Here is a 24,795-nt window from a genome sequence, read left to right on the forward strand (position 1 = left end):
TGGCTCCTTTGGAGCTGCCTCAACTCAAGTTCGAATTAATTATCGCAAGGCATAACCTGACAGCACCTAAGCAGATTATTCGACAAAACCAATTCTAATCCTCTCCCCTGTCCGTTCTATCTCACTATGGATGAGGAAAAATAGTGATAGTTTGTCTCATATTCGCTATACTCGTTGTTAGTGTACGGTGAGAATTGCATCAAGGATAGGAGCGGGTGAAATGGAGAACCGGATAGCGGAATCGTTGTTATTCCGCAGCAGGGGAAATCAGGATTCGGGGAAAGTATCGTTTATTGAATTGTTTTTTGATCTTATCTTTGTATTTGCGGTGACGCAGCTGTCGCATTCCTTCCTGGAAAACTTCACAGTGGAAGGAGCGGTGCGCCTTGTATTAATTACAATGGCTGTTTGGTGGGCCTGGATTTTCACTGCATGGGTGATCAACTGGCTCAATCCGGATTCAAAGCCGGTTAAACTCATGCTGATTGCACTCATGCTGCTAGGGCTTATTATGTCTTCCTCGATAACCGATGCATTCGGGCACACGGGGCTTTATTTCGGCATCGCCTATACGCTCTTCCAGGTCGGCCGAACCGCTTATACCGTTTGGATACTGCGCAAGGGCCCTGCCGAGCTCAGAGTTAACTTCATTCGCATACTCGGCTGGCTGCTCTTATCGGGTGTATTCTGGATTACCGGGGGAATCGTAGACGATTCATGGCGCTTAGCTCTGTGGATTCCGGCTCTTGTTATCGAATACATCTCCCCTTCCCTCGGCTTCTGGATGCCGCGAATCGGCCGCTCGTCTACGAATGTGTGGAACGTGGAAGGCTCGCATCTGGCAGAACGCTGCGGCTTGTTCATCATTATTGCGCTGGGAGAATCCATTCTCGTGACAGGAGCTACTTTCGCCAAGATGGAATGGAATCCGACAACGCTCGGGTCATTCGTTCTCTCCTTTGCCAGTACGGTATCCATGTGGTGGATTTACTTTGAATCGATGGCCAAGACAGGCCATCATTACATCGCACATTCTTCCGATCCCGGAAGAGTTGCCCGTTCGGCTTATACCTACACGCATCTCCTGCTGGTAGCGGGCATTATATTATCGGCCGTTGCGGATGAGCTGCTGCTCTCGCACCCGTTCGGCCACATTGACGCGAAGACGGCAGCGGTTATACTCATCGCTCCAGGACTCTATCTGCTCGGCAATGTATTGTTCATGAGAATCGTGGCGCAAGTCGTTCCGCTGCCGTACTTAATTGGGCTGATTGCACTCGCGGCGCTCAGTTTCATTGCCATGGCACTCTCACCATTCGTTCTGTATGCAGCTACGGCCATCGTTCTGGTGACGGTCTCATTATGGGGAGGCGTATATTCCGATCGGCTGTGCAGCACCGTCCCTGGCCCTGCTCATAAAAAGAACGCATAAGAAGAACTGCCGGCGGGAGGGCAGCTCTACAGCTTATTGCGGATTCTGCTTAGCGACACGGGGGATATGGCAAGGAAAGCCGCGATTTGATATTGTGGAATACGGCCCTCCAACCCCGAATACTGCTGCAAAAAAAGGCGATAACGCTCTTCCGCCGACAACTCGACGAGCTCCCGCTCCTTCATCGACTTGCGGATGAACAGGCCCTCGGCGAGCCGTCTGCCGAACCTCTCCCAGCAGATATGCCGCTCATAGAGCTGTTCGACCGTCTGCTTGGAGAATAAGGCATAGCGGGAATCTTCCAGAGCCTGTATGGACAGAAAACTCGGTGTATCCGTGAGCAGCGATCTGTAGTCTGTGAAGAACTGTTCTTCCGTCACGAAGCTCTTAATATGTTCAGAGCCGTCTTCATTCTCATAGAACATACGAAACAACCCATGCTCACAGTAATAAATCTGCTCGCAGGATTGTCCGCTATACAGCAGATATTGTCCCTTTTCAATCGTTTTCCAGCTGATCTGGCTTAGAAAATAGCGCCATTCCTCCTCGGGAATGAGCGCATAGCGCTGAAGCGCGGCAAGTAAGGAATCGTTAGACACGACTTTGATTTCACCCCCTCCGCGCCAATTCCTTGAAAATATTTTACAGCATTATGGAATGAGGTGATAGATCTTTATTCCGCTGACCACGCCTTCCTTTACCTCCAGCTTCAGAAAGCTGCCTTGATCCTCATCTTTCACTTCGTAAGCACAGTTATTGGGGTCTGTTCGGCCATCAGGCGCTATTTGTATAGCTGGATAAGCATCCGTGATAGCTTTCACCGTATGTCCGAGCTCAATTCCCCGGGAAGTTTGGTATCCTTCCTTGGTGATTTCCATTGTCATGATCCAGAAATGTTTGCCGTTGTTCTTCGGCGAGAACAGCTCAAGCTGAAGTCCGTCATACTTCATTCGCTTCATGAACGATCCAGTAGAAGTGTCTGCCCCTTCACCCAGCTGCTCGACTTGTGAGGATAGAGGCGCTCCAAGAATTTTATCCAGATTCACATCGTAATCCCACGCCTTGAGAGTAATGGCGCTGTCATTCACACTTAGTGCAAAATCATTTGCCGCGGAGTCCTCAGGCACCGCTTTAACCGTGGCCCAATTGTCTTGTATATGGAAGGTATCCGCACCTAATTGGATACTGTGCACTCGCTTCTTCCCGTCCTGAAGGTCGAACAGAAACTGCTTATTGGCCGCATCATAACCTAAAGGTATAATCTTCGCGGCAGACAGATCCAGCTTCTCCGCATAGACTTGAAGCATTTGCTGCACGGCTGCACGGACTTCCTTCTTGGATTCGTCCAGTCCCAGATGAAGTGCAGCGCTGTCCACATCCTTCTGTATCAGTGCTTGCACGTATCTCCCGGCATCTCTCACCGCATAAGGATATTGGCCGATATAGGGCGAGTCGTATAGCGGCTCGCGGGTATCCCCACTCAGGAGAGCTGCAATGCCGCCTTTTTTAGCATATTTTACTTGAAAAGGAATAGCACGCTCTTCTCCATCCCGCATGCCTGTAAGAATGAAGTTCTCAATAAAGTACTCCTCCGTCTGCTGATTCGACTTCAAGCTCAGCTTCAAATCGGCCAGGTTGTCAAAATGCAGACGAAACCCTTCGATGACAACCTTCATCGTCTCGGGTACATTTTCATTCTCCGCATGCGCCATCAGTCTGGACAACGCCTCGGCATCCTCCCGCTTCAGCGCAACCATATACTTCTCTGCATCCTCAGTGGCAATCTGCTCCAATGACTGGGCCTCTTCATCCGTTAGCTGCCCTGTTGGCTGCTCCGCAACTACGGGCGTCCCTTCCTTATTATCGGGCGTTGATTGCTCTGATTGCGACGGTACCGGGTCTCCCTCATTACTGCAGGCCCCCACTGCCGCAGCTAGCGTTGTCGCAACGACCAAGGTTCGGATGAATAATTGCATGCCCTTCAACTTGTTGTTCATACTATCCACTCCTGTAAATTATTCGTATATCTTGTTAGACATGAGTTATCCCTGATTAGTTGCTCCATTTCTATAAAGATCAGTTAAAATCTGCAGGAGGGCACTGATCGTCTACCGTGACGAGGTATAGTACGGATAATCCAGCTTCTCTTGAACTTGTTTAACCACTTCATTGTTGGTAAGCGATTCGATCAAATACAGCCCCAGATCGATAGAAGCAGATACCCCGCCGCCGGTAAAAATATTGCCATCCCTGACGAAACGCTCCTGAATAACTTCTGCGCAATAGGGCGCCAGCAGATCATATGCGGAAGGATTTGTGGTCGCTTTTTTCCCATCTAACATTCCCGCAGCCCCCAAAATTAAAGCTCCCGTACAAACGGAAACCTTATACTCCACATCTCGTGCAGTCTGAATCCATGAAATAAACTTGCTATCGAATCTGAGCTGCCTTGTAGATGCTCCGCCTGGTACAAATATGAGGTCATAGACCGAAAGATCGGGGTAAACATGACTGATTGCTATCGATAACCCTCTATCGTCGGTGATTTGCTCTTTGTTCGAACAGAAATCCCACGATACATTTTCTTTTACCTGCAAAATTCCAAGCCATGTCACCGCTTCATAGAAACCGGCAAGATCCAGCATTGTCATCTTATCAAACAGAATATAAGCCATCTTCATTCCTCTACCACCTGACCTTTCTTCATATAAATTAAAAAAAGTATCTGATCAAGAATATGATCAAACACTTTGCCCAGGCGTACGGCATTATACATATGTGCTCCCCCGTGGGTATCCACGTTACGCCAGTTGCACATACCAATTATTTACTATATTGTATAGCAGAATCTCTAATGAATCAATGCCTCATTAACTCGGGAACCACAATTTCAACTAAGAACCTCTACGGTAAATCCGCCGGGAGCTTCAACATAAAATGTCCAGCCATGCGATCTTTGTGGCGGCTCCACAGGATAACCATCATCCTTCAAGCGTTGATTAATCTCGTTCACCCGCTCTTCGCTATCCTGGATGAAGCCGATATGGAAGGTCTTGGGGTAGCTTACCTCAGCACCCTTCATCAGGGTGAGCACCAACCCATTATCGTCAAACAGGACAGCGAATGAATTGCCGCGTGTGTGCCTGGTTTGCAGGTCAAAATATTTCTCCAGGAACTCCCGGGCCGCTTGAACATCGTTGACTGTGAGGTTGAGATGGTTCATTTTCATAAATTACACATCCTCATTTAGTCATTTTTTCTTTTTCCCGAAATTCACCGGTAAGCATACCCGCATATCCCCAGTCCACATCTTCAATCTCCTGGATGACGATGTGCGTATGCTCGGGCTTTTTGCCACACGCGCTAACAATTAATTGTTATGTCCGATGCCAAAATTCCCTTGTAAGACCGCTAGTTTCTCCAACGTTTCTGTCGTGGGTTTTTCGGACATCGCTTCTTATCTCACCATCTCCGAACAGTACGATCCGTGTTCCATAATCCGCAATTTGGGGATCATGGGTAACAAGGATTACCGTTGTCCCCTCCTCATTTAACTGGGAGAACAAATGCATGATATCGGCTGCTGAGGCGGTGTCCAGATTGCCTGTCGGTTCGTCAGCTAACAAGATTGAGGGATTCATAGCGAGCGCCCGAGCGATGGCGACTCGCTGGCGTTGCCCACCTGACAGTTCATTGGGTCGATTTTTGATGCGATCGCCAAGCCCTACCTTGTCTAGTAGCAGTTGAGCTCGCTCAACCCTTTCTTTTCGGGAATACAAGCCATAAATCATCGGCAACTCCACATTCCGCAGAATCGTCTGCTTTGGCAGAAGGTTGAAGCTTTGAAATATAAAACCTATCTTTTGATTACGTACCCTGTCCAACTCCTTCTCCTGTAATGACTCGATTTGAATACCGTCCAACTCATAGCTGCCCGAATCCTGCGTATCGAGGCACCCGATAATATTCATGAGCGTCGATTTGCCCGAGCCGGACGGCCCCATAATAGATACAAATTCCCCCTTTTTAATATTTAATGAAATTTGCTTGATTGCAGTCACCTCCACCGCTCCATTCTGGTACAGCTTCGATATATCCGTCAATGTAATCATAGCTTCACTCACACTTTCATAGAAATCATCATCTTTCATAAGCCCACCGTCATTCGTTACTCATAACGTAGCGCCTCGATAGGTTTCTTTCGAGCTGCGCGGTTCGCAGGCAATAATCCGAAGAAAATGCCGATGACCATCGAGAATAGTACCCCGATGCCGATAATAGGCAAATCGATAAGCGGTGGCCACTCTGCGAAATACGCAACGACATTTGCGAAAACTAGCCCGATAATGATGCCAGCCATGCCTCCTAGCGTCGTTAGGATCATTGATTCAATCAGGAATTGAATCAGTATGTTTTGATAGCTAGCCCCCAATGCTTTCCGGATTCCGATCTCTCTCGTTCGTTCTGTCACCGAGACAAGCATCATATTCATTACACCCACTCCACCAACAACTAGGGAGATACTGGAAATCCCGCCCACGACGCTTGTCATGACTCGAGTGACCGTAGTTAGGATCGTTTTGAATAACTCCTGATTCAGCACCTCATAATGCCCGTCGAGTGTGCTGGTCGAATTAAGCACATCGACGGCCTTCTTGCTGACCAGTTCCAACTGATCGGCATTGTACGTCTGGACGTCGACGGATTGTATATTGTCGTTATCGTACAGCACCGGCCATAGGGATCGGGGTATGATTATGCCGAGATCACTCTCCGACTTTGATGTATAAATACCAGTAATCTCGAAAGGTTCATTATTAATATAGATGATTGAGCCTGCTCCGATGGGGGGCAACTCTTCGCCGAGCTTCCCTGCCAGGCGCTCAGTTATACTGACAACCCGTTTACCTCCCTCCCATTCCTCATCAGTAAACGCCCGACCCTCAATGATATTTGCCTTAACTGCGTTCCAATAGGTCCTATCGATCCCCTTCAGGCTGGCGCCACTATTATTCTGATAATAGGTGACATCGACGGTACTCTCGTTCAAGGCATAGATCTGCTTAATTTGGTCTATTGTTCGGAGTGCAATAATATCCTTATCCGAGAAATAAGCAGGGGCCTCCTTCTCAAATGTAAAATCATCCGTATTAGGGACATAGATAATTGTCAGCGTGTTCTCCTGCTGCCCGGCCAAATTGCTCTTCAGCATCGATTCACCGCCCCGACCGATGGCGACGACCCCAATCACCGCACCAACGCCAATGACGATCCCGAATATCGTTAGTAGCGATCTCAATTTATGGTCAAATATTGACGAGATTGCAATTTCAAAGTTTTCGATTAAGATTTTCACAGCCTATCACCTACCCTACCTAGCTTTCAACCATTTTTATGTTTTGCTCAATGATTTTCATGCCAACTAGAATATCTAAAGAAGGCGATTTCACAACCCGCTCCCCTTCTGATACGCCAGATTTAATCTCAATCATTTGATCGGATATCAGCCCTGTCTTGACCTCTCGCTGTTCCACCGTACCGTCGGCCGTTACCACATAAACTTTTTTCGACGGCTTCTTGTCGCTGTTCAAGGCTTGATCCCACATACCCTCGAATACACTCGAATATGGAACGGCTAGTACCTCCTTAACGACCGTCTGGATTTCTACATTGACATGTGATCCATTCGCCAGAGTATGCGTTCCTGACATCAAGCTTAGTTTAACGGGGTACGTGCTAATTCCCTTCTCTCCGGCTGCAGTCGTCTCAGCCGGTTGCTCATCACGGAAACTGATTTTACCTTTCCACTCCCGATTAGGGAAAACCTTCGACCGAAACAAGGCACTCTGTCCAAGCTGGACGTTTTCCAACTCATATTCCGATACATCAGCTTCAACAATTTGAGACGTCGATACCAGCTCAACAATCGGCTCACTTGGGACATAACCGTCATTTATCTGCAATACTCGACTGACGGTTCCTTCCAATGAGGAATATACAATCGTATCGGTGGCATCTCGTTCTAGCTCATCAATCGTTAATTGAGTCTCCTGCTCCGAGATGAGAATCCGCTTCTCATCCGTTTCCAATTGGGTGATCTGATCATGGAAGTGATTCATCTGCTCTTCATCCTGGCTACTCATCACTGTAGATAACTGCCGTTCGAGCCCTTTCCGTCGCAGCTCCAGCTCCTCCCGCTGGAGCTCTAAGCTTCGCAGCGCTAACTGCGCCCTCTTCATATCTTCCTTATTAGTACGTTGCATATATTTTACAAGGGGTGTTCCCACCTGCACTTGGCCACCTTGCTGTACTAAAAATTTCACATCATCTCCTTTGTCAGTATCGAAATACAAAGTTTGTTTCATCTCCGGCTTTACGATCCCTGCGACAATAATGGTTTTAGCCATCCCTGCTTGTTTAACCATCACCAGCTCATAAATCATCTTCGTCGATTCGGATCGTAGCATCACCATATACGCATAACCAAGGCCAAAGGCAGCAGCCGCAACAACTATGATAATGCCCCAAACCCAAATCCTTCTTGATTTCTTCACTTTGCCGAGTACAACTTCGGATTGCAACCAGACCAACTCCTGCAGCTTGATTATAATGACCCCTGCCTCGTGCAAACGATGGACTCCTTCACCATGAGGCAGGGGGACGTATTGGCAAACACTCATAACACATTAATTTGAATGCTCCTCTTTGCCATTCTCCATCTGCTCGAAACCCTCAATCATGTCCATACACAGCTTTTTCGAAACCAACGCAACCTTTCCGCCCTTATACCTCGCTTCAAAGATATGGTCATTGACCGGTACAAGCTCTTGGATTCGTTTGAAGTTCACGATAAAAGATTTGTGTAAACGTTTAAAATTCGGAGGTAAAATGACGAACAATTCCTTCAACAATAATCTAGAATCTGTTACTTCATTCTCCTGATGAATATACGTCTTTTGATTTTGGCGTTCAATGAAGTAAATTCGTTCGATTGGAACAAAGACAATCTTGTCCTTCCGTTTGACAATCAAGATGTTTCCCTTAATCGAAATGGACATCGCAAAGGACCTCACCTTACATAGATTTGGCCTGCCTTTCGTAGTCACTAGCTATCGATTTTTAGTCGCCAAATTAGCCTTTTTTACCATCCGAGCCGCATCAATCATTCCGTAACCCCATATGGCCAGAAATACTAGTGCAAATACCGCAGACACGGATTGGCTACAACTTATCGCAATGACTGATAGTACAATGAATACAATTCCTCTAATTAGGGAACCGGCATAGATATGTCCAAGACCACAGAAAATGAACGATAATAATACAGCGATCCACTTCTTTTTCATAAATAAAAGCCTCCAATATTCTATTTACATTGTGTCAGATCTTGTTTCATTACTTACTCGACAAGCATTAGATCTTTGAATCAACCTATAATAATAATTTATTTAGGAGCATGAAGATAAGCATGGAAGATACCTAGTAGAAGCAGTTCATGCTCAGTGAATGCAGGATCCAGCAGCTTGAAATTAGCTTTGGCCGGAATTGACAGCGTCTCTTTCCATTCAGCCAACGGTTTCCCATCCATAATAATTTTTCCCCAGTCCATCAACGGTTTATTTAAGAGGTAGGTTTTTCCCTGGTATTCAAAATCAGTCTTTTCTCCAAGATCCATAATCTTCTTGTCTACCAAATGAATTTTCGATGTGCCCTCACTCGAATGATAGGTGATATAATATTGTCTTCTTTTAATGAACGTTCGGACCTGATTTGCCTCGACAACCAGTTTATGATTCGCATCTGTAATTCGATAATCGGCAAACATGGCCCCATCTGTCATGATATCCAGCAATCTCATTAAAGGATTTGAATAAGTCCGTTCAATGTAGGCAACGACCTTTCCTTGAACATTCGTCACCTCGGATTTCTTTGTGGAATAGCGGTTATACATTCGGTATGTATACAAATTGGATTCATTCCTTTTTATGTTATAATTTCATTTATTTTTTCCTTTTTGATTAATGCCTTCTTCTGCTTCATGAATACAACCTCGTAGCAGGTCGCATTCATAACTTGGATTTCAACAATTTGTCTCTTATTAATAATGAAGGAACGATGTGAGCGAAAAAAATCCGGCGACAATAATGTATGGATATTCTTCAAGGAGACGGATGCCTTCACCGTTTTATCCACTGTATGGATATATGTATCGTTTCCAAGCTTCTCAAGGAATAAAATGTCGTTGATGTCGATGAAAACAATCTTCACACTGTCATGCAGCAAAATGTTATTCTCGTATTTAGCTAACCTCATCTTCTTTCATAGCCCCGCACATTCTGGCATTCCCCCTTGTACAAGTTAATGGGCTTAACCTACAATCGCGTGAACGAGCGGGTTCGATACCAAAATTTCTAGCAAGGCTCCAACCATAAGCAGAACAACAGCTAATGGGATCTCCACCCGCAGCAATCGCTTGTTAAACACCCAGAACATCCTCTTTGATTCACGTCCTTTTTTAATAAAGATAAGAATTTTTATGTTCTGTATACAGGAACGTAGCACAAGGAACAGTACGATTAATTCGAAAATACCGTGTATGAGGGAAACAGGGAAATAAATCAACGGAGGGATTCCACTTGCCTTCGCGGCGTAACCGATGGAGTAAAGGTTCTTAATAATGAATGGAATAGCCAAACCGACTGAGGATAGTACGTACATGAACAGAATGGTTACCGTATTGGCAATGAATACGAACCAGATAAAATGTGTTCCTAGCTTCTCAACATCTTCAGGTGATCTCTCGACTTCGGCATTGAAATAGCCGACCGTGAAGCAAACAACGACTAAAGCAATATAAATCATAGCCAGATTCCTCGTATTGACCAGTTTAACTGTCATAGAATCACCTCCTTCGAGCGCAGAATCACATTCCATTCCAAGCAGCGTATTTCAACACCCTACGACCCCTTCCATGTCTATTATCTTCAAACAAACCACTCACGGAAACTTTACTATAAATATCATAAAAAAACATCCATTTACAGTAATAGGATGTTAGTCCCATATTCTTATATGGTTATGATTTGCTATAATTCTGAACGATATCAGTGGACATTAAAAAGATGACCTCCGATGAATTCAGAGATCATCTACTTGCTAGTTAATCCAGGGGCAGTATTTTATAAACCATCCACTAACCGATTCACAGGTTAACTAGTTAGAGTTACACTTGATTTTAAAACATTGAATTAGAGCAATTGTGACAAATCCCACAGAATGCCGATCACTTTCGCCAGCTTTGCTGCAGGTAGGAGATCAATGATGAATTTACCAATATCGATGATAATACCAGCAAGATCCCACCAACTAAAGCCGTCTGTTGTACGTATGATTGCCTTCAATTTGTACGCAATAGAAGCAGCGATTGTTGCAGCTTGTCCTCCTGGAATTAGGCCTACGAGAGCATCAACGATTTTGTTAGCCACATACGTATAGCTTACCGAACCATCCGAGAAAAGTGAGTAAAACATTCAATCATCTCCAATCATATTTTGTATTTTGGAAGTTTCGCTTCCTCGGATATAACTATAGTCCAACTTTATCTACTATAAAATACCTCTATTGCAAACAATAGGAATAAGTATTTAAAATATACTGTATCGATAGGTGTTTGCATTAATTTAATAGATAGCAGAAAATAGTAGAAGCGAGATATACGTCAGTTTGATCACTTAATCATACGGTTTGTAATCTGTTGGCAGGTCAACTTGGCAGCGTCGGTGAAGTGCGAATCACCTCACTCTCTACTTGGCCAGTTGTAAGGCGAGACAGGTTGCTTCATACTGAAAAATGCGTAAAACAGCCCCCACCTTCGATGAGAAATGGCTTAATCGCTCGGTTGCTCCGGTTGCCCATTCTCCATGGAACGACAATAAAATACATTCTCCACTATAATAACTGCGGGACCAAAGTCTCAATCTATGTAAACCATCATGTCAGAGGAAAATAAAGTAGACTCGGCGTAGAAATCCGCAGCCGGCTACGACGGACAGCTGCTTGCTAAGCTTCAGCTCGCATTCCTGGTTTTCCCTGGACACGCCGGCGATGCGACCGGCTGCCGCATCGCCGGGATGCCCGCCAACCTCATTTCAATAGCCGTTATCTCTTATTGTTGCCAACGCAAAAACACCTTCAGGAGAATATCCCCCACACGGGACATTTTCTTGAAGATGGATTAGTTTGTTTCACGTTATGGGATCAATCCGGATTGTGTACCGGCAGCCACGGAGAACCGTGTCAACTTGCGTCTCAGTGCAGCAGAACGCTGTAGACTGGTTCGAAGAGCGTTTCAGTGTTTGTTTCATACGTTATTGAATCCAAAGCAATCCTGTTGCGTCAAATACATTTATACAACATAAACAATATTGGCTTGTTCTACTGAATACTCCTGGCAGCACAAATGCGTGTTTCGCGATTATTCATCCCAATTCATCACAAAATTCCTTATAAGGGGCTAACTTTTGGCCTGCCCCCTTTCCAAACTAGCCATTGGCATTGGCGTTCATTCGTGCTATTTCCTCATGAAGTCCCAGGTTCTCCATTTCCCGAATGAGCGCCTCATCTATACCGTCCTCATGATAAAAGTATTTATCGAGATTGAAGTGATAGTCTCGAATGAGTGCCAGCTTCTCCGCATACGTGGCACTCTTTAAGAACGTCTCCAACTCCCTCAAACCGATATCCTCGTCAAGAACAATCGCTTCATGCTGCTGCCCGCTGTCCGCAGGATGCACATTCACAATGCCCAGCTTATCCTGCGTCGGGACAAGTATTCGTTTCTCTCGTTCGGCTCGCACCTGCTGCGAATACGTGTAAGGATCACGGATGACCGGGGGATGCAGCTTAGCCTCCAGCCGTTCCAGAACAACGCGCTTGTATGCGCGATTCTCTTCCGTCTCCTCCAAGTAGGGCACACCCATCTCCTTCAGTTGGTCGAGGTAATCTTGTTCATCTTGATAATCTATGTACAGCAAGCTCGAATCCATCATAACGATTCTGATGAACTCCCGGATGTTGTTCGCCACAACCTCTGCAGGCTGGTCATGGCTCATAGGACTCACTATTACGATCGGAGCTTCCTCCAGATTGGGCGCCATTCCGAAATCGGTGAGAAACCCGTAATGTTCCCCGTCACCACCCGTCCACCCGAATGCAACAACATCCAATGGCGTGTTGAAATAGCCGCTGTGATGATAGGCCGGATAAAATCCGAGAACGCTTCCAACATCATAGCCTTCTTGATCAAGATCCTCGTATAACTCGCTTAAGGCATCCAACGTCGGGGAAAAGTCATATTTGCCGTAATTGGCCTTCATACTCTCTTCTCCTGACAGCTCGGGCTGCTCCTCTATGTCCTCGTACGTTGGGGGTTCTGCCGCCGCATCCTGATCGACAGATGTAATCATAATCGTGGAGGCGTCATCATCCCACACCACGTCTGCACGGCTGATGTCTCCCAATCGGTACATATCGATGTAAGCGACACCATTTACCATACGAATGTCCTCTTCTCTATCCAAGTGTAGATTAGTGCCATGGATGGTCAATGGTGTCCGATAGATGACTTCAATCAGCCCCGGTGAATTCTCCACCTCAAAGCCCATCTGTTCCAGCACCGCCTGTAGTGGGACAAACCGTTTTCTCCCGTCTTTCATAACGGCTTTGCTGGATTCAAGAGGTTTGCCGTCGATCAATGTACGGATTTGTGTGGTTTCCATATTCTTGCCCCCCTCGGTATCTGAGTCGACACATCCCGTCAAGGTACCGAGCAGGAACGAGAGGCTCATAACAGTGGCAATGACTTTTTGCATGTATTTCATTCACAGAATCGCTCCCTCTAGGTTATCAGTCCCTATCATAACCCGTTCAGCGTAATAAGAGGAAGTGAATTTTCCATATTTGGAAAGACCATCGACGCATGCGCCTCCCACCGCTATTAATCCGGCTAATCCCTATAATACGAAAGCACCCAGCCAATGCCGTTCCGATCCGTAATAATAGCTAGCAACCCGTTAAAGGGAGCCTCATACTTCTCCACATTAATATGCCCGCCAGTCGTCAGCTCTTCATAGACCTTGCCGAATTGCTCTTCTGTATCGAGCTTCAGCATGACCTTCACATAGTTCCCTTTCAGAGACGGCCTGGCTGCGATCGTATCGGCGAAGGTGATCTTGGTGCTTTCGAAATGCAGTTCCGCATTTAACACCTTATCCTCCTGTTTTCTTAAAATTGTGATCTCACCGCCGAGCACGCTCCGGTAATACTCGATTTCTTCCTGGCAATTGTCCACCACGACAAAAGGACTTACGCTTGGCATACACTTAACCTCCCTATACTCATACTTGGCTCGTAAAAATTCAACCGCATGGGATGGAACGCCGCTACTCCCTATTGTGCACCTGTTCACTTACATTGTGGAGCACCTTCTTCAGCAGCCGCACCATCAAGGCGTACTCCTCGCTGCTAATGCCGATACAGCTGTTATGTCTCACATGATCCAATGCCGCCTGTACCTTCGGAACGACCGCTCTCCCCGCTTCTGTCAAATACAGCAAATGGTAACGGTTGTCCGCAGGATCAGGCTCCCTTCGCACGTATCCCTCGGCCTCAAGCTTGGCAATCGCCTTCGCAGTTGTTGTCTTATCAATAAGCAGCTCTTCGCTTAACGCCTTCTGCGTTATTCTTTCTTGACCTGCAATCGCCATCAGGAAAATATACTGCCCGCTCCCGATCCGGAATGGAGCAAGCTCAGCCGCAATGAGGATCTGCATATGACGGTAAATAGCTGATATATATTTCCCATACGAATCCGCTTTGTTCTCAGGTGATGGAAGCCAATCGATATCCACTCTTTTGCGCCTCCTTTAATAGGATGTTATTGCAACTAATTGGAGTATAGCGGATATAGGATGTTATTGCAACTAATTTTAAAGAAAATGGATTCGCTAGCTCTAAGCACTACTATCCAGCTCCTTTTCGTCTCCTCCTAATGTAAAAAGAAGTCCTCCGACGACCATGTGCCGCCGAAGAACTTCTATAATTCCAATCACTGCAATCCTTTCATCTGTTCGATCAGCTCATCAACAGCTTCATCAACCACATAAGGGCCATAATTCCATTTGTCACGGGTAACGTTAATGATCCGATTGTTTCTTACAGCCGGAATCGTCTGATAAACCGGTTCTTTGAGTGTTTCTTCCAGTTGTCCCATCTCTTCCTCGGTCATCTGCGTGAAGAAGAAGTCCGTCTGCTGATCTGCGAATTGCTCTATCGACAACGCCGTCCCGCCGTCCGCATATTTCTTGAACTGCTCCGGCATCTGGAAACCGTAATCCTCATAAATCAGCTTGCCCAGCGTGCCGCCTTTTCCCCCTAGTAGGAACTCCCCTTGATATAAAATAAACGTAATGGCGGTAGAGCCCGGTTTGATCGTAATATCAATCTGATCCCGGATACGCTGAAGCTTGCCCTCGAATTTAGAAATCCACGCTTCCGCCTCCTGCTTGCGGTTCATAATATCACCCATCGCACGCAGCGTATTAATCACATCCGGATCTCCGCCCCATGCCACTGCTGCCGTTGGAGCAATTTGCGCATACTTCGAATACGTTGCTTCATCATGATAGTCCGGGAGTATGATTAAGTCCGGCTCAAGCGCGATGATCGCCTCCAAATTCCCTACCCCTTTGCCAATACTCTGGACATCGGCCATTTCTTCGGGATATTGCTCCAATGTTCCTTCATCTGCTCCGATCGGCTTCAACCCTAACGGGAGCAAATACCCGCCATATGTAATCACGACAACTTTACGCGGCTGCACCGGGATCTCCATCTGGCGTCCCAATGCATCCGTATAGGGCCGAGTCGCTTCCGACGCTTCCGAAGAAGCCTTGGCCTGCTGCTGGTTATTGCTTTGAGCGGCCTGCTTATCCTCCGATCCTGTGCCGCCGCATGCGGCGAGCAGCAAAGATAGGCTGAATAAGAGACTCACTGCAAAAGAAGGTTTAAAACTACCGTTCATTTCATCCACTCTCCAAGGTTCTTGTTGATAATGATTATCACTATTAACAATATAGTCTCCGCCTGCTTGGGGCGCAATGAAAGATTCGGGCGTAATTTTCGTCCGATTTGAACCTTTTCCCTTTAACCCGAGGCTGTGCATTTTAAATTGTGTCGGGGTTGCGCCGGTCTGTTTTTTGAACAGTCTGTTAAAATAGTACATATCCGCATATCCAATGCTTTCCGCAATATCGCGAATCGTCATATCCGCTTCAGCCAGCAGCGCTTTGGCCCGATTCATGCGGGTTCTCACAAGAAACTCGATCGGACTGCATCCGTATTTGCGCTTGAATATTCTGGAGAGATAATGCGAGCTGTAGTGAAACCTATTAGCGAGTATCTCCATGGAGATCGCCTGGCGATAATACGTGCGGATAAACGCCGCAAGCTGATCGGCCAAGTCGGGCTCAATCGTTGCCGTTGTTGCGATTTGCAGCTGGCGAAACTGCTCATGAACGAATTGATAGAACAGTCCCATCACCTGCAGCCTGTCCAGCTCCCCGCCTTCTCGCCACAGCCGAATCATAGGCTCCAACAGAGCAAGCAGCGACCAAGGCTGCTTCGCCTGAAAAGCATAGTGATGCAACGATGGAGCTATCCGGTCTCTCCCCTCGTGCGCTGCCTGGATCGAATCGACAGGCTTGTACAAGATCATATAATAATCAAACGGGCCCGATACGCACTTTATATTCACAACGGCCCCTTTGCCGCTGTGGAGAATTAGACTATTGGTATGTGACGCCTCTACTCCATCCAGAATAAGTCTGGCCTCTCCCTGATTAGCGAATAGAAAAGCGTTGGCAGGCAACGGATACGATTGCAGCGCATCCCCCTGCTTCATTGTGAAGTGCCGTATATCCAACAGCTTTACCGGCATCCCGCTCCACCTCTTGATCATCTCCGGCCATTCCATACAAAAACACCTCGAAACGAATATTGTGTCATTTCAGCAAGCTGCCCTGGCTCTATTTTATCATTAATGAGAGTAATTATCATTATCAATTAAATTTACCACGATTCCTGTAACGGCAAGATATTATAAAAAGCCGCGCCGCCTCACATCAGCGAGTACGTCATGGCTTCTCATAAGAGCTTCATCAATAGCAGGAATAGCCTCTACATACGATTCACCTGGTTTCCCGCGACATTTCATTCAGGCCTCAGCCGTAATATCTCCAAATCCTGCATTTGTTTGGGGGTTGTTCCGCTTCTCTTGCGGAATTCCTTAATAAAGTGGGATTGGTCATAATAATCCGCATCGTACGCCAGTTGCGTGAGCCGCTCTGCAAACTTCAAAGATTGCAAGACATGCTGAAACCTCACAATTTGCGCTAGTGCTTTCGGTGAAATCCCAATCCGCTCGACAAACCTTCGTTCAGTCTGTCTTCTGCTCAGCGCAGATTCTTCTGCCAGCTGCCCCACACGTATTGAGCCATTCGATGAACGTATACGGTTTACAGCCCAGCTCGCCCAAAGATCAATTTCATTATTTTTGAATATGTCCCAAATCATCTCTTCAATAAAGCAAAGGAATTCCCGGGGGTTCATTGTAGCTTGCGATTCAAGGAGCTGCTCCCACATTGCCGGGCGCATACCTAAGTCGGTAAGAGAAACGCTTGCATCCGTTAACTCCCTTGGACTGCACAGCCTCCATCTATAAAGGGCTTCCGGCTTGAAATAGATGAGGACTGATGAAAGAGAAGCTGTAGCTTGAAACACCTTTGGCTTCTGATGGATCCCGGTCAATCCTGCGGACTCCAGAGGCTGGATGTGCCCACCGCTCACATGCGCAATTTGCCCTATGCTTTGACAGCCCATGACATGATAAATATCAGGATACACAGTGAATGGTTCAGTCGTGCCATTGCCATGCCATACGATTTTGTCCACATAAGGCTCCAACCGCTTCGAGCGCCATGTAATCACATCCTCGCCTCCTTCAATAATCTTCTTAATATCATTGTACCAAAAACTTGCTGTTACTTGTGTTGCAGCTCGGCTTATGGGTTACTGTTTGCTGGCAATGACTCGATCAAGGAACTTATCAGCATCACGATTAAACTTCCAAACGACACCGAATTTATCGACCAACATTCCGAAGCAGGAAGACCACGGCATTTCTGATAACGGCATAATAACATAACCATCTGCAGACAAGTTAGAAAAATACTTTTCCAGTGTCTGTTTGTCATCAATAACGATACTAATCAGCATATTGTTGCCTTTAACCAACTCGCCCGTAACCTGCTTCATCGAAGGCAGAATGTCCGACATCATTATTTTGCCGCCAGCGAATTCTAACGATGACTCCATAATCATATGCAACTCATTTTCTGGCAAAGGGTAGTTTGGATCTTGTGGAAAATCCTTAAATTTCACCTTTTTTACTTCGCTTGCATTCAGCGCTTCGGAATAAAACGCAATGGCCTGCTCCGTATTCCCGTCAAAATTTAAATAGGTGATAACTGACATAAACAAAACCTCCTTCTTGTGATACATGAAGTATAAGCTATAATAGGTGACAGCTATGTTGTCACCTATTATAGCTTTGTGGAAATTAATTTTTATACCAACAAGAATTCTCAGAACGTATGATGAGTTTTCATAAATGGGTGGACTATTGCGGTTCGGGCCGGGGAGGATAGTATGGAGAAAATCGAAAGATTAATAGCTATCGTCATGATCTTGCTGCAAAAGAATGTTATTTCAACAACCGAGTTCTCACAATTATTCAATGTGTCTAAACGAACGATTCTACGTGATATGGAAGCCCTCAGCCTTTCTAATATACCTATATATTCTATAAATTGAATTTATTGAGGATACGAAATGATGGATGGAGAGGTTCCATTCACCTGTCTTTTTATGATTGGGAGGGTCGGATCTTAAGTGTTTGGGTCATGATTACATCTATAACAATAGGGTTGATAATTAAAAATGGGCTGTGTACAATAAAGTGACCATTGAATTAAAAATGTTATCTAGGGTTCCGCGATTGCTAAATCGGCTGGTCCGAGAGATAACTCACAACTGATAAGTTGTGTCACGGAAGGATAAAAGCCTGGGAGATAAACTGTTACTGACAGTTTGTTTCCCAGGCTTTTTTATTTTGGCGCATTTGGAAATCATAAGTGTGCCGTAATTTTATAGAGGAGTGTGAAAAGAAATGAACAAAACATGGTTGTCAGTAATTATTGCTGCGTTATTTGAGGTGGGATGGGTCATTGGATTGAAACATGCAGATGGGATTGGGGAATGGGGGGCTACGGTGATTGCCATTATTATAAGTTTCACATTGATGATTATGGCTTCTAACTCACTTCCTGTAGGTACCGTTTATGCTGTTTTTGTTGGCTTAGGTACAGCTGGTACCGTATTAGCGGAAATCATTTTGTTTGGCACCCCGGTTCAAATAGGCAAGATGGTGCTGATCGGAATTCTGTTAATGGGCGTTATTGGGCTGAAAATGCTAAGCAAAGAGAAAAAAAGGGAGGCAGCGTAACTAATGGATTGGGCACTTCTTATTCTAGCGGGTATATTTGAAATGTTCGGAGTTCTCATGATAAATAAGTTGAACCAAGATCGTAACGCAACATCATTTCTCTTATTATTGGCAGGATTCGGATTTAGCTTTTTATTCTTGTCATTGGCAATGAAAACACTCCCGATGGGAACAGCATATGCAGTATGGACAGGTATAGGCGCATCCGGCGGAACCATTCTTGGAATGATATTTTATGGGGAACCAAGAAATAGCTTGAGAATATTGTTTATAGCTATGGTGCTCGGATCTGCAGTGGGCTTGAAGTTAGTTGGTTAGCTCATGTAACCGTGTCATTTAGAAAGGCTCTAACTATATCAGCAAATTGTATAGTGCGCAGTACAAAGGAGCTGTCCAGAGGGCGACCCGTCATTCAAACGCCGGGACATGCGAGCTGCGAGCTAGGTAAAACCTGCGAAACGGCATTTATTTGCCCGTTACTGGCCCCATCAAGGTGAAATGCCTGCCAGAGTGCAGGAATTCCCCCTTCGTTTCCCCTTAAAGGCCGATTTTTTCTTAAATTCATGCTTCCTCGCAGGAATTGTACCATTATGGCATCTTGTAGCCGAAATTCATGCACATTCGCAGGCTTCTTATTCCGTCACCCTGCCTTCAATGAAAAAGATGCTTCCTGTTCCACTTTTAGTGGTTATGGAGGCATCTCTTTACATTATTTAGGACTGACTCATTGGATATTGGACTTTTCGCACAGCCCCTTTGTCATTTTAAGGAGGGACGTTTCAAGCATTGCCTGAACCTGAACCAAACTTCACCTTGCCCGCTGCGTGAGTCCCAGATGCTCCCGGAGCGTCGAGCCCTCATACTCCTCACGGTACAGCCCGCGATGCTGGAGCACGGGAACGGCGTGGTCGACGAAGTCGTCGAGATCGCCCGGCAGAACCGGGGGCATGATGTTGAAGCCGTCGCAGCCGTAGCCATCGAACCATTCCTCCATGAGATCGGCAAGCTGCTCCGGGGTACCGACGAATTGCATATGGCCGCGAGCACCGAGAAGTCTGCGGCCAAGCTCGATAATCGACAGCTGCTCCTTGCGCGCAAGATCCATAATGAGTTGGACGCGGCTCTTCATGCCGTTGCTTGCTTCGACTGGATCCGGAATGTCAGGCAACGGGCCGTCAGCCGGGAATCTGCTGAGATCCGTCTGGAGCATGCCGGATACCATCATAACCGCTTCCTGGGGATCAATGAGGTCAAGCAGCTCCCGCTCCTTGCGGCGGGCCTCCTCCACCGTCGAGCCGAGGATCGGCGACAGGCCCGGCATAATAAGCAAGCTGCCTCGCTCACGGCCGACTGCAGTGAGCTTCTCGTTCACCGTGCGATAGAAGCCTTGCGCAGAAGCAAGCGACGTCTGGGCCGTGAAGATGACCTCACCGATACTCGCGGCGAAATCCTGGCCCGGCCCCGAGGACCCGGCCTGAATAAGGACCGGGTAGCCTTGCGGCGGACGCGGCACGTTCAACAATCCATGCGCGGAATACCATTGCCCGCTGTAATCGACGGCACGAAGCCTGGATTCATCCACGAATGTGCCCGTTCCCCGATCCATGACGAGCGAGTCCTGCGGCCAACTGTCCCACAGCGCCGTAACGACATCTACGAATTCCTTCGCCATCTCGTAGCGCGTCGCATGCTCGGGGTGCTTCTCCCTGCCGAAGTTGCGCGCTTCCGTGTCCACTTGAGACGTGACGATATTCCAGCCAGCCCGGCCACCGCTGAGGTGGTCGAGCGTAGCGAAACGGCGCGCCGCGTTGTACGGCTCGTTATAAGTCGTCGACAGCGTTGCCGTCAACCCGATTTTCTCCGTCACCATCGATAGTGCGGACAGCAGCGCCACCGGATCCAGCATGCCCGCCGCCGCCCGGCCTGGATAGATCAAGTGCAGCAGATCTGCGAAGAAAATCATATCGAACTTGCCTCTCTCCGCCGTCTGGGCAATCCGCTTATACCATCCAATATCGAACATCTTCTCTACGCCTGATTCCGGATGGCGCCATCCCGCATGATGATGCCCGGTAAAATATATAAACGCACCCAGATGAAGCTGGCCCTGTCGTTGTCGCGTCATGTTCGTTCCCCGCTTTCCAGATATAAGCCCATCCAAGAGCCTGTGAGTCTTATTCGACCTCTGTAATTAAATCAGCCTTTATAGGTGTTGCTCCATCGCAGGCATCTTCTCTCTGCCAGCCGCACCGCCGAATCCGACAGCTTGCCAACCAAGGCGAACAGAATAATGCCGACGAAGACGATGTCCGTCTGTGCGTATACGCGCGCATCTTGAATCATGTAGCCGACCCCGGCGCTTGCACCCATCATTTCCGCCACAGCAAGCAGCAGCCAGGAAGCTCCGACCGATAACCGGATGCCAAGCAGAATATTCGGCAGCGCAGCGGGAATAATCAGTCTGGTCAATAGCATGAGCTTGGAATATTGCAGAATGCGGGTAACCTCGTATAGCTTGCGATCAGCGCTGCGGACTCCTAGATGGGTATGAAAATAAAGCGGGAAGAAGGAGCCGAGCGCGATAAGCAGCACCTTCGAGAATTCGCCCACTCCGAACCACAGAATGAACAGCGGGATCACCGCGAGCAGCGGAACTGTCCGCAGCATCTGTATCGACGGATCGAGCGTTCGTTCCGCCCATTTGCCAAGGCCAGTGAATACACCCAACAGCAGTCCTGTTGCTGCTCCAAGCAAGAAGCCTCCCCCCGCCCGAATCGCGCTCATCATGAGGTGCTCCGCCATATCGCCATTCGAGCATAATTGCCAGAATGCCGCCGCGATCCGGGAAGGAGCCGGCAGCGCCGAGTCGGATACCAGCCCGAGAGCCGATGCCGCCTCCCACAAAGCAAGCACGATAACAGGCACCATCCAGCCATACAGCCAATTCGGCAGTCGCATTCGGCGCTCCCGACCGATGACCGTCTGCTTCTCTCCAGCCTTCGAGCCTAATGTCACATCGTTCGTACTCATGTCCAATTACCCCTCCCCGCCCAAGGAATCCCGCCAGCGCAGAAGCCTCTTCTCCGCCAGCCTCACCAGCGAATCGGTCACCTTGCCGACAATCGCGAAGACGATAATGCCGACGAAGATGACGGACGTCAGCGAGAACGATCGCGCGTCATTGATAATGTAGCCGATTCCTGAGCTTGAGCCCATCATCTCCGCCACGACCAAGCCGAGCCAGCTTACCGCAATCGAGAGGCGAATCCCGAGAAACAGGGACGGAAGAGAGGCAGGAAGAATCAGCTTCGTAATCGTCTGCCATCTCGTAAATTCCAACGCCCGCGCCACATCGAACAAATTGCGGTCCACCGAACGAACGCCCAGGAAGGCATTCACATACAGGGGGAAGAAGGCACCCTTGGCAATCAGCACAATCTTCGAGGTCTCCCCGAAGCCGAACCATAGAATGAACAGCGGCGCGACAGCCAGGTGAGGCAGCGTCCGCAGCAGCTGCAGCGACGGATCAAGCAATCGCTCCGCCTTTAGCGAGAAGCCTACCCATAATCCAGCGGCTAAGCCCAGTCCACCGCCGAGCAGGAAGCCGAGTGCCGCCCGTCCTGCCGAGATGCGCAGATTCGTCAGCAGCTCGCCTGAGGAGAGCATTCTCCCGAATTCATTCACGATGTCCCTTGGGGGCGGGATCAGCACCGCATTCACCCACCCGTTCGAGGAAGCAATCTGCCAGATGGTTAATATCGCCGCCGGTACCAGCATCCCGATCAGGAGATGTATAGCCCGGAACGCAAGCTTGTTCCTCGTTATCTGCATGACCGCACCTCTTCTTTATTTAAGCGCTTCTTCAATGTACTGGTTGTCGAACACATCGGCCACGTTGATCTCCTTGCGGATCGTGCCTAGTTGGAATTGGAAATCTGCCGTGCTTTGCTGCTCGGCGATCGTCTCGTCACTTATCGGGATATTGATCATTGACGCACGGGATTGCATGCCCTTCACCAGCTCGATCGGAATGCTTCGCTCGTCGGCATAGCGCTGGAACGCTTCCTCTTGATTATCCGCCTCCCACTGGCGGGCCTTCTCGAAAGTCTTCAAGTATAGCGTCACAAGATCCGGATACTTCTTCGCAAAATCAGAACGAACCAATTGGAACGAAGGAGACAGCACGCCTTCGCTCTCGCCGTCGGCAAGCACGCGGCCCTTGCCGCTCAGCGTATTCAGGGAGATGTATGGATCCCAGACGGCCCAGGCATCCACCTTGCCGCCCTCGAAGGAAGGCTGCGTTTCGTCAGGCTGCAATTGGATCTCTTGAATATCCGATTGCTTTAAACCGGCCTTATCGAGCACACGATAGAGAAAGTTGTACGCGTTGCTGCCCTTCGTAACGGCAACCTTCTTGCCCTTGAGATCTGCAATGCTCTTGATCGGGCTGTCCGTCGGCACGATGATGGCGACGTTGTTCTTGCCGTCCAGCAGCTGCGAAATAATTTTGAAGTCAATGCCCGCCGCTTGCGCCGAGATCGGCGGCATATTGCCCATGCCTGCGAAGTCCAGATGATTGGAGGCCATCGCTTCAATCATTGGTGGGCCGCTCTGAAACTCCACCCATTCCACCTTGGCGCCCAGCTCTCCGAACGCATCCTCGAACCACTTCTGTTCTTGCGCCTTGCCGAACAAGCCGCCCTTGCCCTGCACGCCAATCTTCACCGTAACATCGTTATGGGAAGCCGATGTATTCGAGGCATTCCCTTCCCCGGCAGGCTTGGCATTGCCTCCCTGGCCAGCATTGTTATTCGAATTGCCGCATCCCGCTGCAATTATCACCAAGACAAGTATTGCTGCGATCAAACCGTATTTTTTGCTCATCTATTCGCATCCCCTTAATTAATTACGTATATTCGTTACTGCTATTCGGATTAAATGCCAGCACCATGATCAATCAGGGGCGGCTGCTCCACTTTCTCGAACTCGCCGAGCACGCGGGAGCGAAGCTCCTGGAAGGAGACCCCGGTTCGCTTGCGCGGGTATGGAAGGTCAACATGGATGACATTGCGGATGTGGCCCGGGCGCGGGTTCATGATGACGACTTTCTCGCCGAGAAACACCGCTTCGTCCAGGTCATGCGTGACGAACAGCATCGTCGTCCGGCTGTTCTGCCAGATGTCCAGCAGCGCCTCTTGCATATGGGTACGAGTGAAGGCATCAAGCGCTCCAAAAGGCTCGTCGAGCAGCAAAATCTCCGGCTTGCGAAGCAGTGCTCTGGCAATTGCGACCCGCTGGGCCATCCCCCCGGACAGCTCCTTCGGATACGCCTTCTCGAAGCCCTTCAGTCGAACCAGCTCAATCAGCTCATCCACTTGACGGCGAACTTGCGCGTTGCCCAGCTGCAGATTGGCGGCGATATTCTTCTCGACGGTCATCCAAGGGAACAAGCGAGGCTCTTGAAAAATAAATCCTTTATCAACGCTCGGCCCCGTAATCGCCCTGCCGTTCAGCTCCACCTTGCCCTCATATGCCGTATCCAGCCCGGCCACGATCTTGAGCAACGTACTCTTACCGCAGCCGCTGGGCCCGATAAAAGTGATGAATTGTCCCCGCTCAACCTGCAGCCGGATATTGCTTAGCGCGACAACGGGCCCGGCAGGAGCAGCGAACGTTTTGTTCAGACGCTCGATAGTCAGCATGAGATGCCGCCTCCAAATTAATTTCAATTTTTCATACCCGT

Annotated in this window: 26 protein-coding genes, 1 pseudogene and 2 riboswitches; of the genes and pseudogenes, 4 read left to right on the forward strand and 23 right to left on the reverse strand. The window is 48.1% G+C overall.

Translation table 11 applies throughout. From position 1 onward, the window contains the following. Window positions 1–220 precede the first annotated feature (220 nt). Window positions 221–1,432 carry a low temperature requirement protein A gene (locus K0T92_RS12095; RefSeq protein WP_219872732.1) on the forward strand — a complete coding sequence of 404 codons (1,212 nt, stop codon included), beginning with the start codon at window positions 221–223 and terminating at the stop codon, window positions 1,430–1,432. Between the two features lie 26 nt (window positions 1,433–1,458). Here K0T92_RS12095 and K0T92_RS12100 read toward each other — a convergent pair whose 3' ends face one another. From K0T92_RS12100 to K0T92_RS12185, 18 genes are all read right to left on the reverse strand, one after another. Then, window positions 1,459–2,031: a Crp/Fnr family transcriptional regulator gene (locus K0T92_RS12100; protein WP_219872733.1), complete on the reverse strand. Its 573-nt coding sequence runs from the start codon at window positions 2,029–2,031 to the stop codon at window positions 1,459–1,461. Between the two features lie 51 nt (window positions 2,032–2,082). After that, window positions 2,083–3,429 (reverse strand): hypothetical protein, encoded by a 1,347-nt coding sequence (locus tag K0T92_RS12105; protein WP_219872734.1) that lies wholly within the window; start codon window positions 3,427–3,429, stop codon window positions 2,083–2,085. Between the two features lie 111 nt (window positions 3,430–3,540). Then, the gene (locus K0T92_RS12110) at window positions 3,541–4,113 is read right to left on the reverse strand and encodes a DJ-1/PfpI family protein (protein ID WP_219872735.1); all 573 of its coding nucleotides are present in this window, start codon (window positions 4,111–4,113) and stop codon (window positions 3,541–3,543) included. Window positions 4,114–4,177: 64 nt separating this feature from the next. After that, window positions 4,178–4,256, reverse strand: a riboswitch (ZMP/ZTP riboswitch). A 66-nt stretch (window positions 4,257–4,322) separates the two neighbouring features. Next, a complete protein-coding gene (locus K0T92_RS12115) occupies window positions 4,323–4,661 on the reverse strand; it encodes a VOC family protein (RefSeq protein WP_219872736.1) in 339 nt (112 codons plus the stop codon). Window positions 4,662–4,809: 148 nt separating this feature from the next. Beyond that, window positions 4,810–5,544 carry an ABC transporter ATP-binding protein gene (locus tag K0T92_RS12120; protein WP_219872857.1) on the reverse strand — a complete coding sequence of 245 codons (735 nt, stop codon included), beginning with the start codon at window positions 5,542–5,544 and terminating at the stop codon, window positions 4,810–4,812. A gap of 56 nt (window positions 5,545–5,600) precedes the next feature. Beyond that, window positions 5,601–6,788 carry an ABC transporter permease gene (locus tag K0T92_RS12125; RefSeq protein ID WP_219872737.1) on the reverse strand — a complete coding sequence of 396 codons (1,188 nt, stop codon included), beginning with the start codon at window positions 6,786–6,788 and terminating at the stop codon, window positions 5,601–5,603. Between the two features lie 19 nt (window positions 6,789–6,807). After that, a complete protein-coding gene (locus tag K0T92_RS12130) occupies window positions 6,808–8,013 on the reverse strand; it encodes an efflux RND transporter periplasmic adaptor subunit (RefSeq protein WP_219872738.1) in 1,206 nt (401 codons plus the stop codon). Between the two features lie 105 nt (window positions 8,014–8,118). Then, window positions 8,119–8,490, reverse strand: coding sequence for a LytTR family DNA-binding domain-containing protein (locus tag K0T92_RS12135; protein WP_219872739.1), 372 nt, complete (start codon window positions 8,488–8,490; stop codon window positions 8,119–8,121). Between the two features lie 386 nt (window positions 8,491–8,876). Further along, window positions 8,877–9,383 (reverse strand): tubby C-terminal domain-like protein, encoded by a 507-nt coding sequence (locus tag K0T92_RS12140; protein ID WP_425517655.1) that lies wholly within the window; start codon window positions 9,381–9,383, stop codon window positions 8,877–8,879. Window positions 9,384–9,415: 32 nt separating this feature from the next. After that, the gene (locus K0T92_RS12145) at window positions 9,416–9,745 is read right to left on the reverse strand and encodes a LytR/AlgR family response regulator transcription factor (RefSeq protein WP_219872741.1); all 330 of its coding nucleotides are present in this window, start codon (window positions 9,743–9,745) and stop codon (window positions 9,416–9,418) included. Window positions 9,746–9,799: 54 nt separating this feature from the next. Further along, entirely contained in the window at window positions 9,800–10,330 is a 531-nt protein-coding gene (locus K0T92_RS12150; protein ID WP_219872742.1) for a stage II sporulation protein M, read from the reverse strand. A gap of 350 nt (window positions 10,331–10,680) precedes the next feature. Further along, window positions 10,681–10,962, reverse strand: a complete 282-nt coding sequence (locus tag K0T92_RS12155) for a hypothetical protein (RefSeq protein ID WP_219872743.1) — start codon at window positions 10,960–10,962, stop codon at window positions 10,681–10,683. Between the two features lie 1,011 nt (window positions 10,963–11,973). Beyond that, window positions 11,974–13,311 carry a hypothetical protein gene (locus K0T92_RS12160; RefSeq protein ID WP_219872744.1) on the reverse strand — a complete coding sequence of 446 codons (1,338 nt, stop codon included), beginning with the start codon at window positions 13,309–13,311 and terminating at the stop codon, window positions 11,974–11,976. A 125-nt stretch (window positions 13,312–13,436) separates the two neighbouring features. Continuing rightward, entirely contained in the window at window positions 13,437–13,808 is a 372-nt protein-coding gene (locus K0T92_RS12165; RefSeq protein WP_219872745.1) for a VOC family protein, read from the reverse strand. Window positions 13,809–13,872: 64 nt separating this feature from the next. Further along, window positions 13,873–14,340 carry a MarR family winged helix-turn-helix transcriptional regulator gene (locus tag K0T92_RS12170; protein ID WP_343223699.1) on the reverse strand — a complete coding sequence of 156 codons (468 nt, stop codon included), beginning with the start codon at window positions 14,338–14,340 and terminating at the stop codon, window positions 13,873–13,875. 197 nt (window positions 14,341–14,537) lie between these two features. Further along, on the reverse strand, window positions 14,538–16,463 hold the full coding sequence (locus K0T92_RS12175; RefSeq protein WP_219872746.1) for a helix-turn-helix domain-containing protein: 1,926 nt from the start codon (window positions 16,461–16,463) through the stop codon (window positions 14,538–14,540). Between the two features lie 236 nt (window positions 16,464–16,699). Further along, window positions 16,700–17,476, reverse strand: coding sequence for an AraC family transcriptional regulator (locus K0T92_RS25505; protein ID WP_219872747.1), 777 nt, complete (start codon window positions 17,474–17,476; stop codon window positions 16,700–16,702). An 81-nt stretch (window positions 17,477–17,557) separates the two neighbouring features. Beyond that, window positions 17,558–18,022 (reverse strand): VOC family protein, encoded by a 465-nt coding sequence (locus tag K0T92_RS12185; protein ID WP_219872748.1) that lies wholly within the window; start codon window positions 18,020–18,022, stop codon window positions 17,558–17,560. 174 nt (window positions 18,023–18,196) lie between these two features. Between K0T92_RS12185 and K0T92_RS12190 the strand changes: the two are divergent. From K0T92_RS12190 to K0T92_RS12200, 3 genes and pseudogenes are all read left to right on the forward strand, one after another. Further along, a pseudogene (locus tag K0T92_RS12190) lies at window positions 18,197–18,358 on the forward strand (helix-turn-helix transcriptional regulator); the annotation flags it as partial. A 162-nt stretch (window positions 18,359–18,520) separates the two neighbouring features. After that, window positions 18,521–18,620, forward strand: a riboswitch (guanidine-I (ykkC/yxkD leader). 96 nt (window positions 18,621–18,716) lie between these two features. Continuing rightward, entirely contained in the window at window positions 18,717–19,052 is a 336-nt protein-coding gene (locus K0T92_RS12195) for a DMT family transporter (RefSeq protein WP_219872750.1), read from the forward strand. 3 nt (window positions 19,053–19,055) lie between these two features. Beyond that, window positions 19,056–19,370: a DMT family transporter gene (locus K0T92_RS12200; RefSeq protein WP_219872751.1), complete on the forward strand. Its 315-nt coding sequence runs from the start codon at window positions 19,056–19,058 to the stop codon at window positions 19,368–19,370. A 490-nt stretch (window positions 19,371–19,860) separates the two neighbouring features. Here K0T92_RS12200 and K0T92_RS12205 read toward each other — a convergent pair whose 3' ends face one another. From K0T92_RS12205 to K0T92_RS12225, 5 genes are all read right to left on the reverse strand, one after another. After that, entirely contained in the window at window positions 19,861–21,177 is a 1,317-nt protein-coding gene (locus K0T92_RS12205; protein ID WP_219872752.1) for an LLM class flavin-dependent oxidoreductase, read from the reverse strand. Window positions 21,178–21,248: 71 nt separating this feature from the next. Continuing rightward, window positions 21,249–22,082, reverse strand: coding sequence for an ABC transporter permease (locus K0T92_RS12210; RefSeq protein WP_219872753.1), 834 nt, complete (start codon window positions 22,080–22,082; stop codon window positions 21,249–21,251). Between the two features lie 6 nt (window positions 22,083–22,088). Then, window positions 22,089–22,883: an ABC transporter permease gene (locus tag K0T92_RS12215; protein ID WP_219872754.1), complete on the reverse strand. Its 795-nt coding sequence runs from the start codon at window positions 22,881–22,883 to the stop codon at window positions 22,089–22,091. Between the two features lie 15 nt (window positions 22,884–22,898). After that, a complete protein-coding gene (locus tag K0T92_RS12220; RefSeq protein ID WP_219872755.1) occupies window positions 22,899–23,936 on the reverse strand; it encodes an aliphatic sulfonate ABC transporter substrate-binding protein in 1,038 nt (345 codons plus the stop codon). Window positions 23,937–23,986: 50 nt separating this feature from the next. Then, window positions 23,987–24,754, reverse strand: coding sequence for an ABC transporter ATP-binding protein (locus K0T92_RS12225; RefSeq protein WP_219872756.1), 768 nt, complete (start codon window positions 24,752–24,754; stop codon window positions 23,987–23,989). Between the last annotated feature and the right edge of the window lie 41 nt (window positions 24,755–24,795).

Origin of the sequence: Paenibacillus oenotherae (assembly GCF_019443105.1) — a bacterium.
Classification (GTDB): domain Bacteria; phylum Bacillota; class Bacilli; order Paenibacillales; family Paenibacillaceae; genus Paenibacillus_Z; species Paenibacillus_Z oenotherae.

Coding starts and splice junctions, on each gene's coding strand:
- K0T92_RS12220 (WP_219872755.1), bottom strand. CDS start 23,936: ATGAGCAAAAAATACGGTTTGATCGCAGCAATACTTGTCTTGGTGATA.
- K0T92_RS12145 (WP_219872741.1), bottom strand. CDS start 9,745: ATGAGGTTAGCTAAATACGAGAATAACATTTTGCTGCATGACAGTGTG.
- K0T92_RS12095 (WP_219872732.1), top strand. CDS start 221: ATGGAGAACCGGATAGCGGAATCGTTGTTATTCCGCAGCAGGGGAAAT.
- K0T92_RS12165 (WP_219872745.1), bottom strand. CDS start 13,808: ATGCCAAGCGTAAGTCCTTTTGTCGTGGTGGACAATTGCCAGGAAGAA.
- K0T92_RS12160 (WP_219872744.1), bottom strand. CDS start 13,311: ATGAAATACATGCAAAAAGTCATTGCCACTGTTATGAGCCTCTCGTTC.
- K0T92_RS12215 (WP_219872754.1), bottom strand. CDS start 22,883: ATGCAGATAACGAGGAACAAGCTTGCGTTCCGGGCTATACATCTCCTG.
- K0T92_RS12150 (WP_219872742.1), bottom strand. CDS start 10,330: ATGACAGTTAAACTGGTCAATACGAGGAATCTGGCTATGATTTATATT.
- K0T92_RS12110 (WP_219872735.1), bottom strand. CDS start 4,113: ATGAAGATGGCTTATATTCTGTTTGATAAGATGACAATGCTGGATCTT.
- K0T92_RS12185 (WP_219872748.1), bottom strand. CDS start 18,022: ATGTCAGTTATCACCTATTTAAATTTTGACGGGAATACGGAGCAGGCC.
- K0T92_RS12135 (WP_219872739.1), bottom strand. CDS start 8,490: ATGTCCATTTCGATTAAGGGAAACATCTTGATTGTCAAACGGAAGGAC.
- K0T92_RS12140 (WP_425517655.1), bottom strand. CDS start 9,383: ATGTATAACCGCTATTCCACAAAGAAATCCGAGGTGACGAATGTTCAA.
- K0T92_RS12200 (WP_219872751.1), top strand. CDS start 19,056: ATGGATTGGGCACTTCTTATTCTAGCGGGTATATTTGAAATGTTCGGA.
- K0T92_RS12105 (WP_219872734.1), bottom strand. CDS start 3,429: ATGAACAACAAGTTGAAGGGCATGCAATTATTCATCCGAACCTTGGTC.
- K0T92_RS12225 (WP_219872756.1), bottom strand. CDS start 24,754: ATGCTGACTATCGAGCGTCTGAACAAAACGTTCGCTGCTCCTGCCGGG.
- K0T92_RS12210 (WP_219872753.1), bottom strand. CDS start 22,082: ATGAGTACGAACGATGTGACATTAGGCTCGAAGGCTGGAGAGAAGCAG.
- K0T92_RS12195 (WP_219872750.1), top strand. CDS start 18,717: ATGAACAAAACATGGTTGTCAGTAATTATTGCTGCGTTATTTGAGGTG.
- K0T92_RS12120 (WP_219872857.1), bottom strand. CDS start 5,544: ATGATTACATTGACGGATATATCGAAGCTGTACCAGAATGGAGCGGTG.
- K0T92_RS12205 (WP_219872752.1), bottom strand. CDS start 21,177: ATGACGCGACAACGACAGGGCCAGCTTCATCTGGGTGCGTTTATATAT.
- K0T92_RS12175 (WP_219872746.1), bottom strand. CDS start 16,463: ATGGAATGGCCGGAGATGATCAAGAGGTGGAGCGGGATGCCGGTAAAG.
- K0T92_RS12155 (WP_219872743.1), bottom strand. CDS start 10,962: ATGTTTTACTCACTTTTCTCGGATGGTTCGGTAAGCTATACGTATGTG.
- K0T92_RS12115 (WP_219872736.1), bottom strand. CDS start 4,661: ATGAAAATGAACCATCTCAACCTCACAGTCAACGATGTTCAAGCGGCC.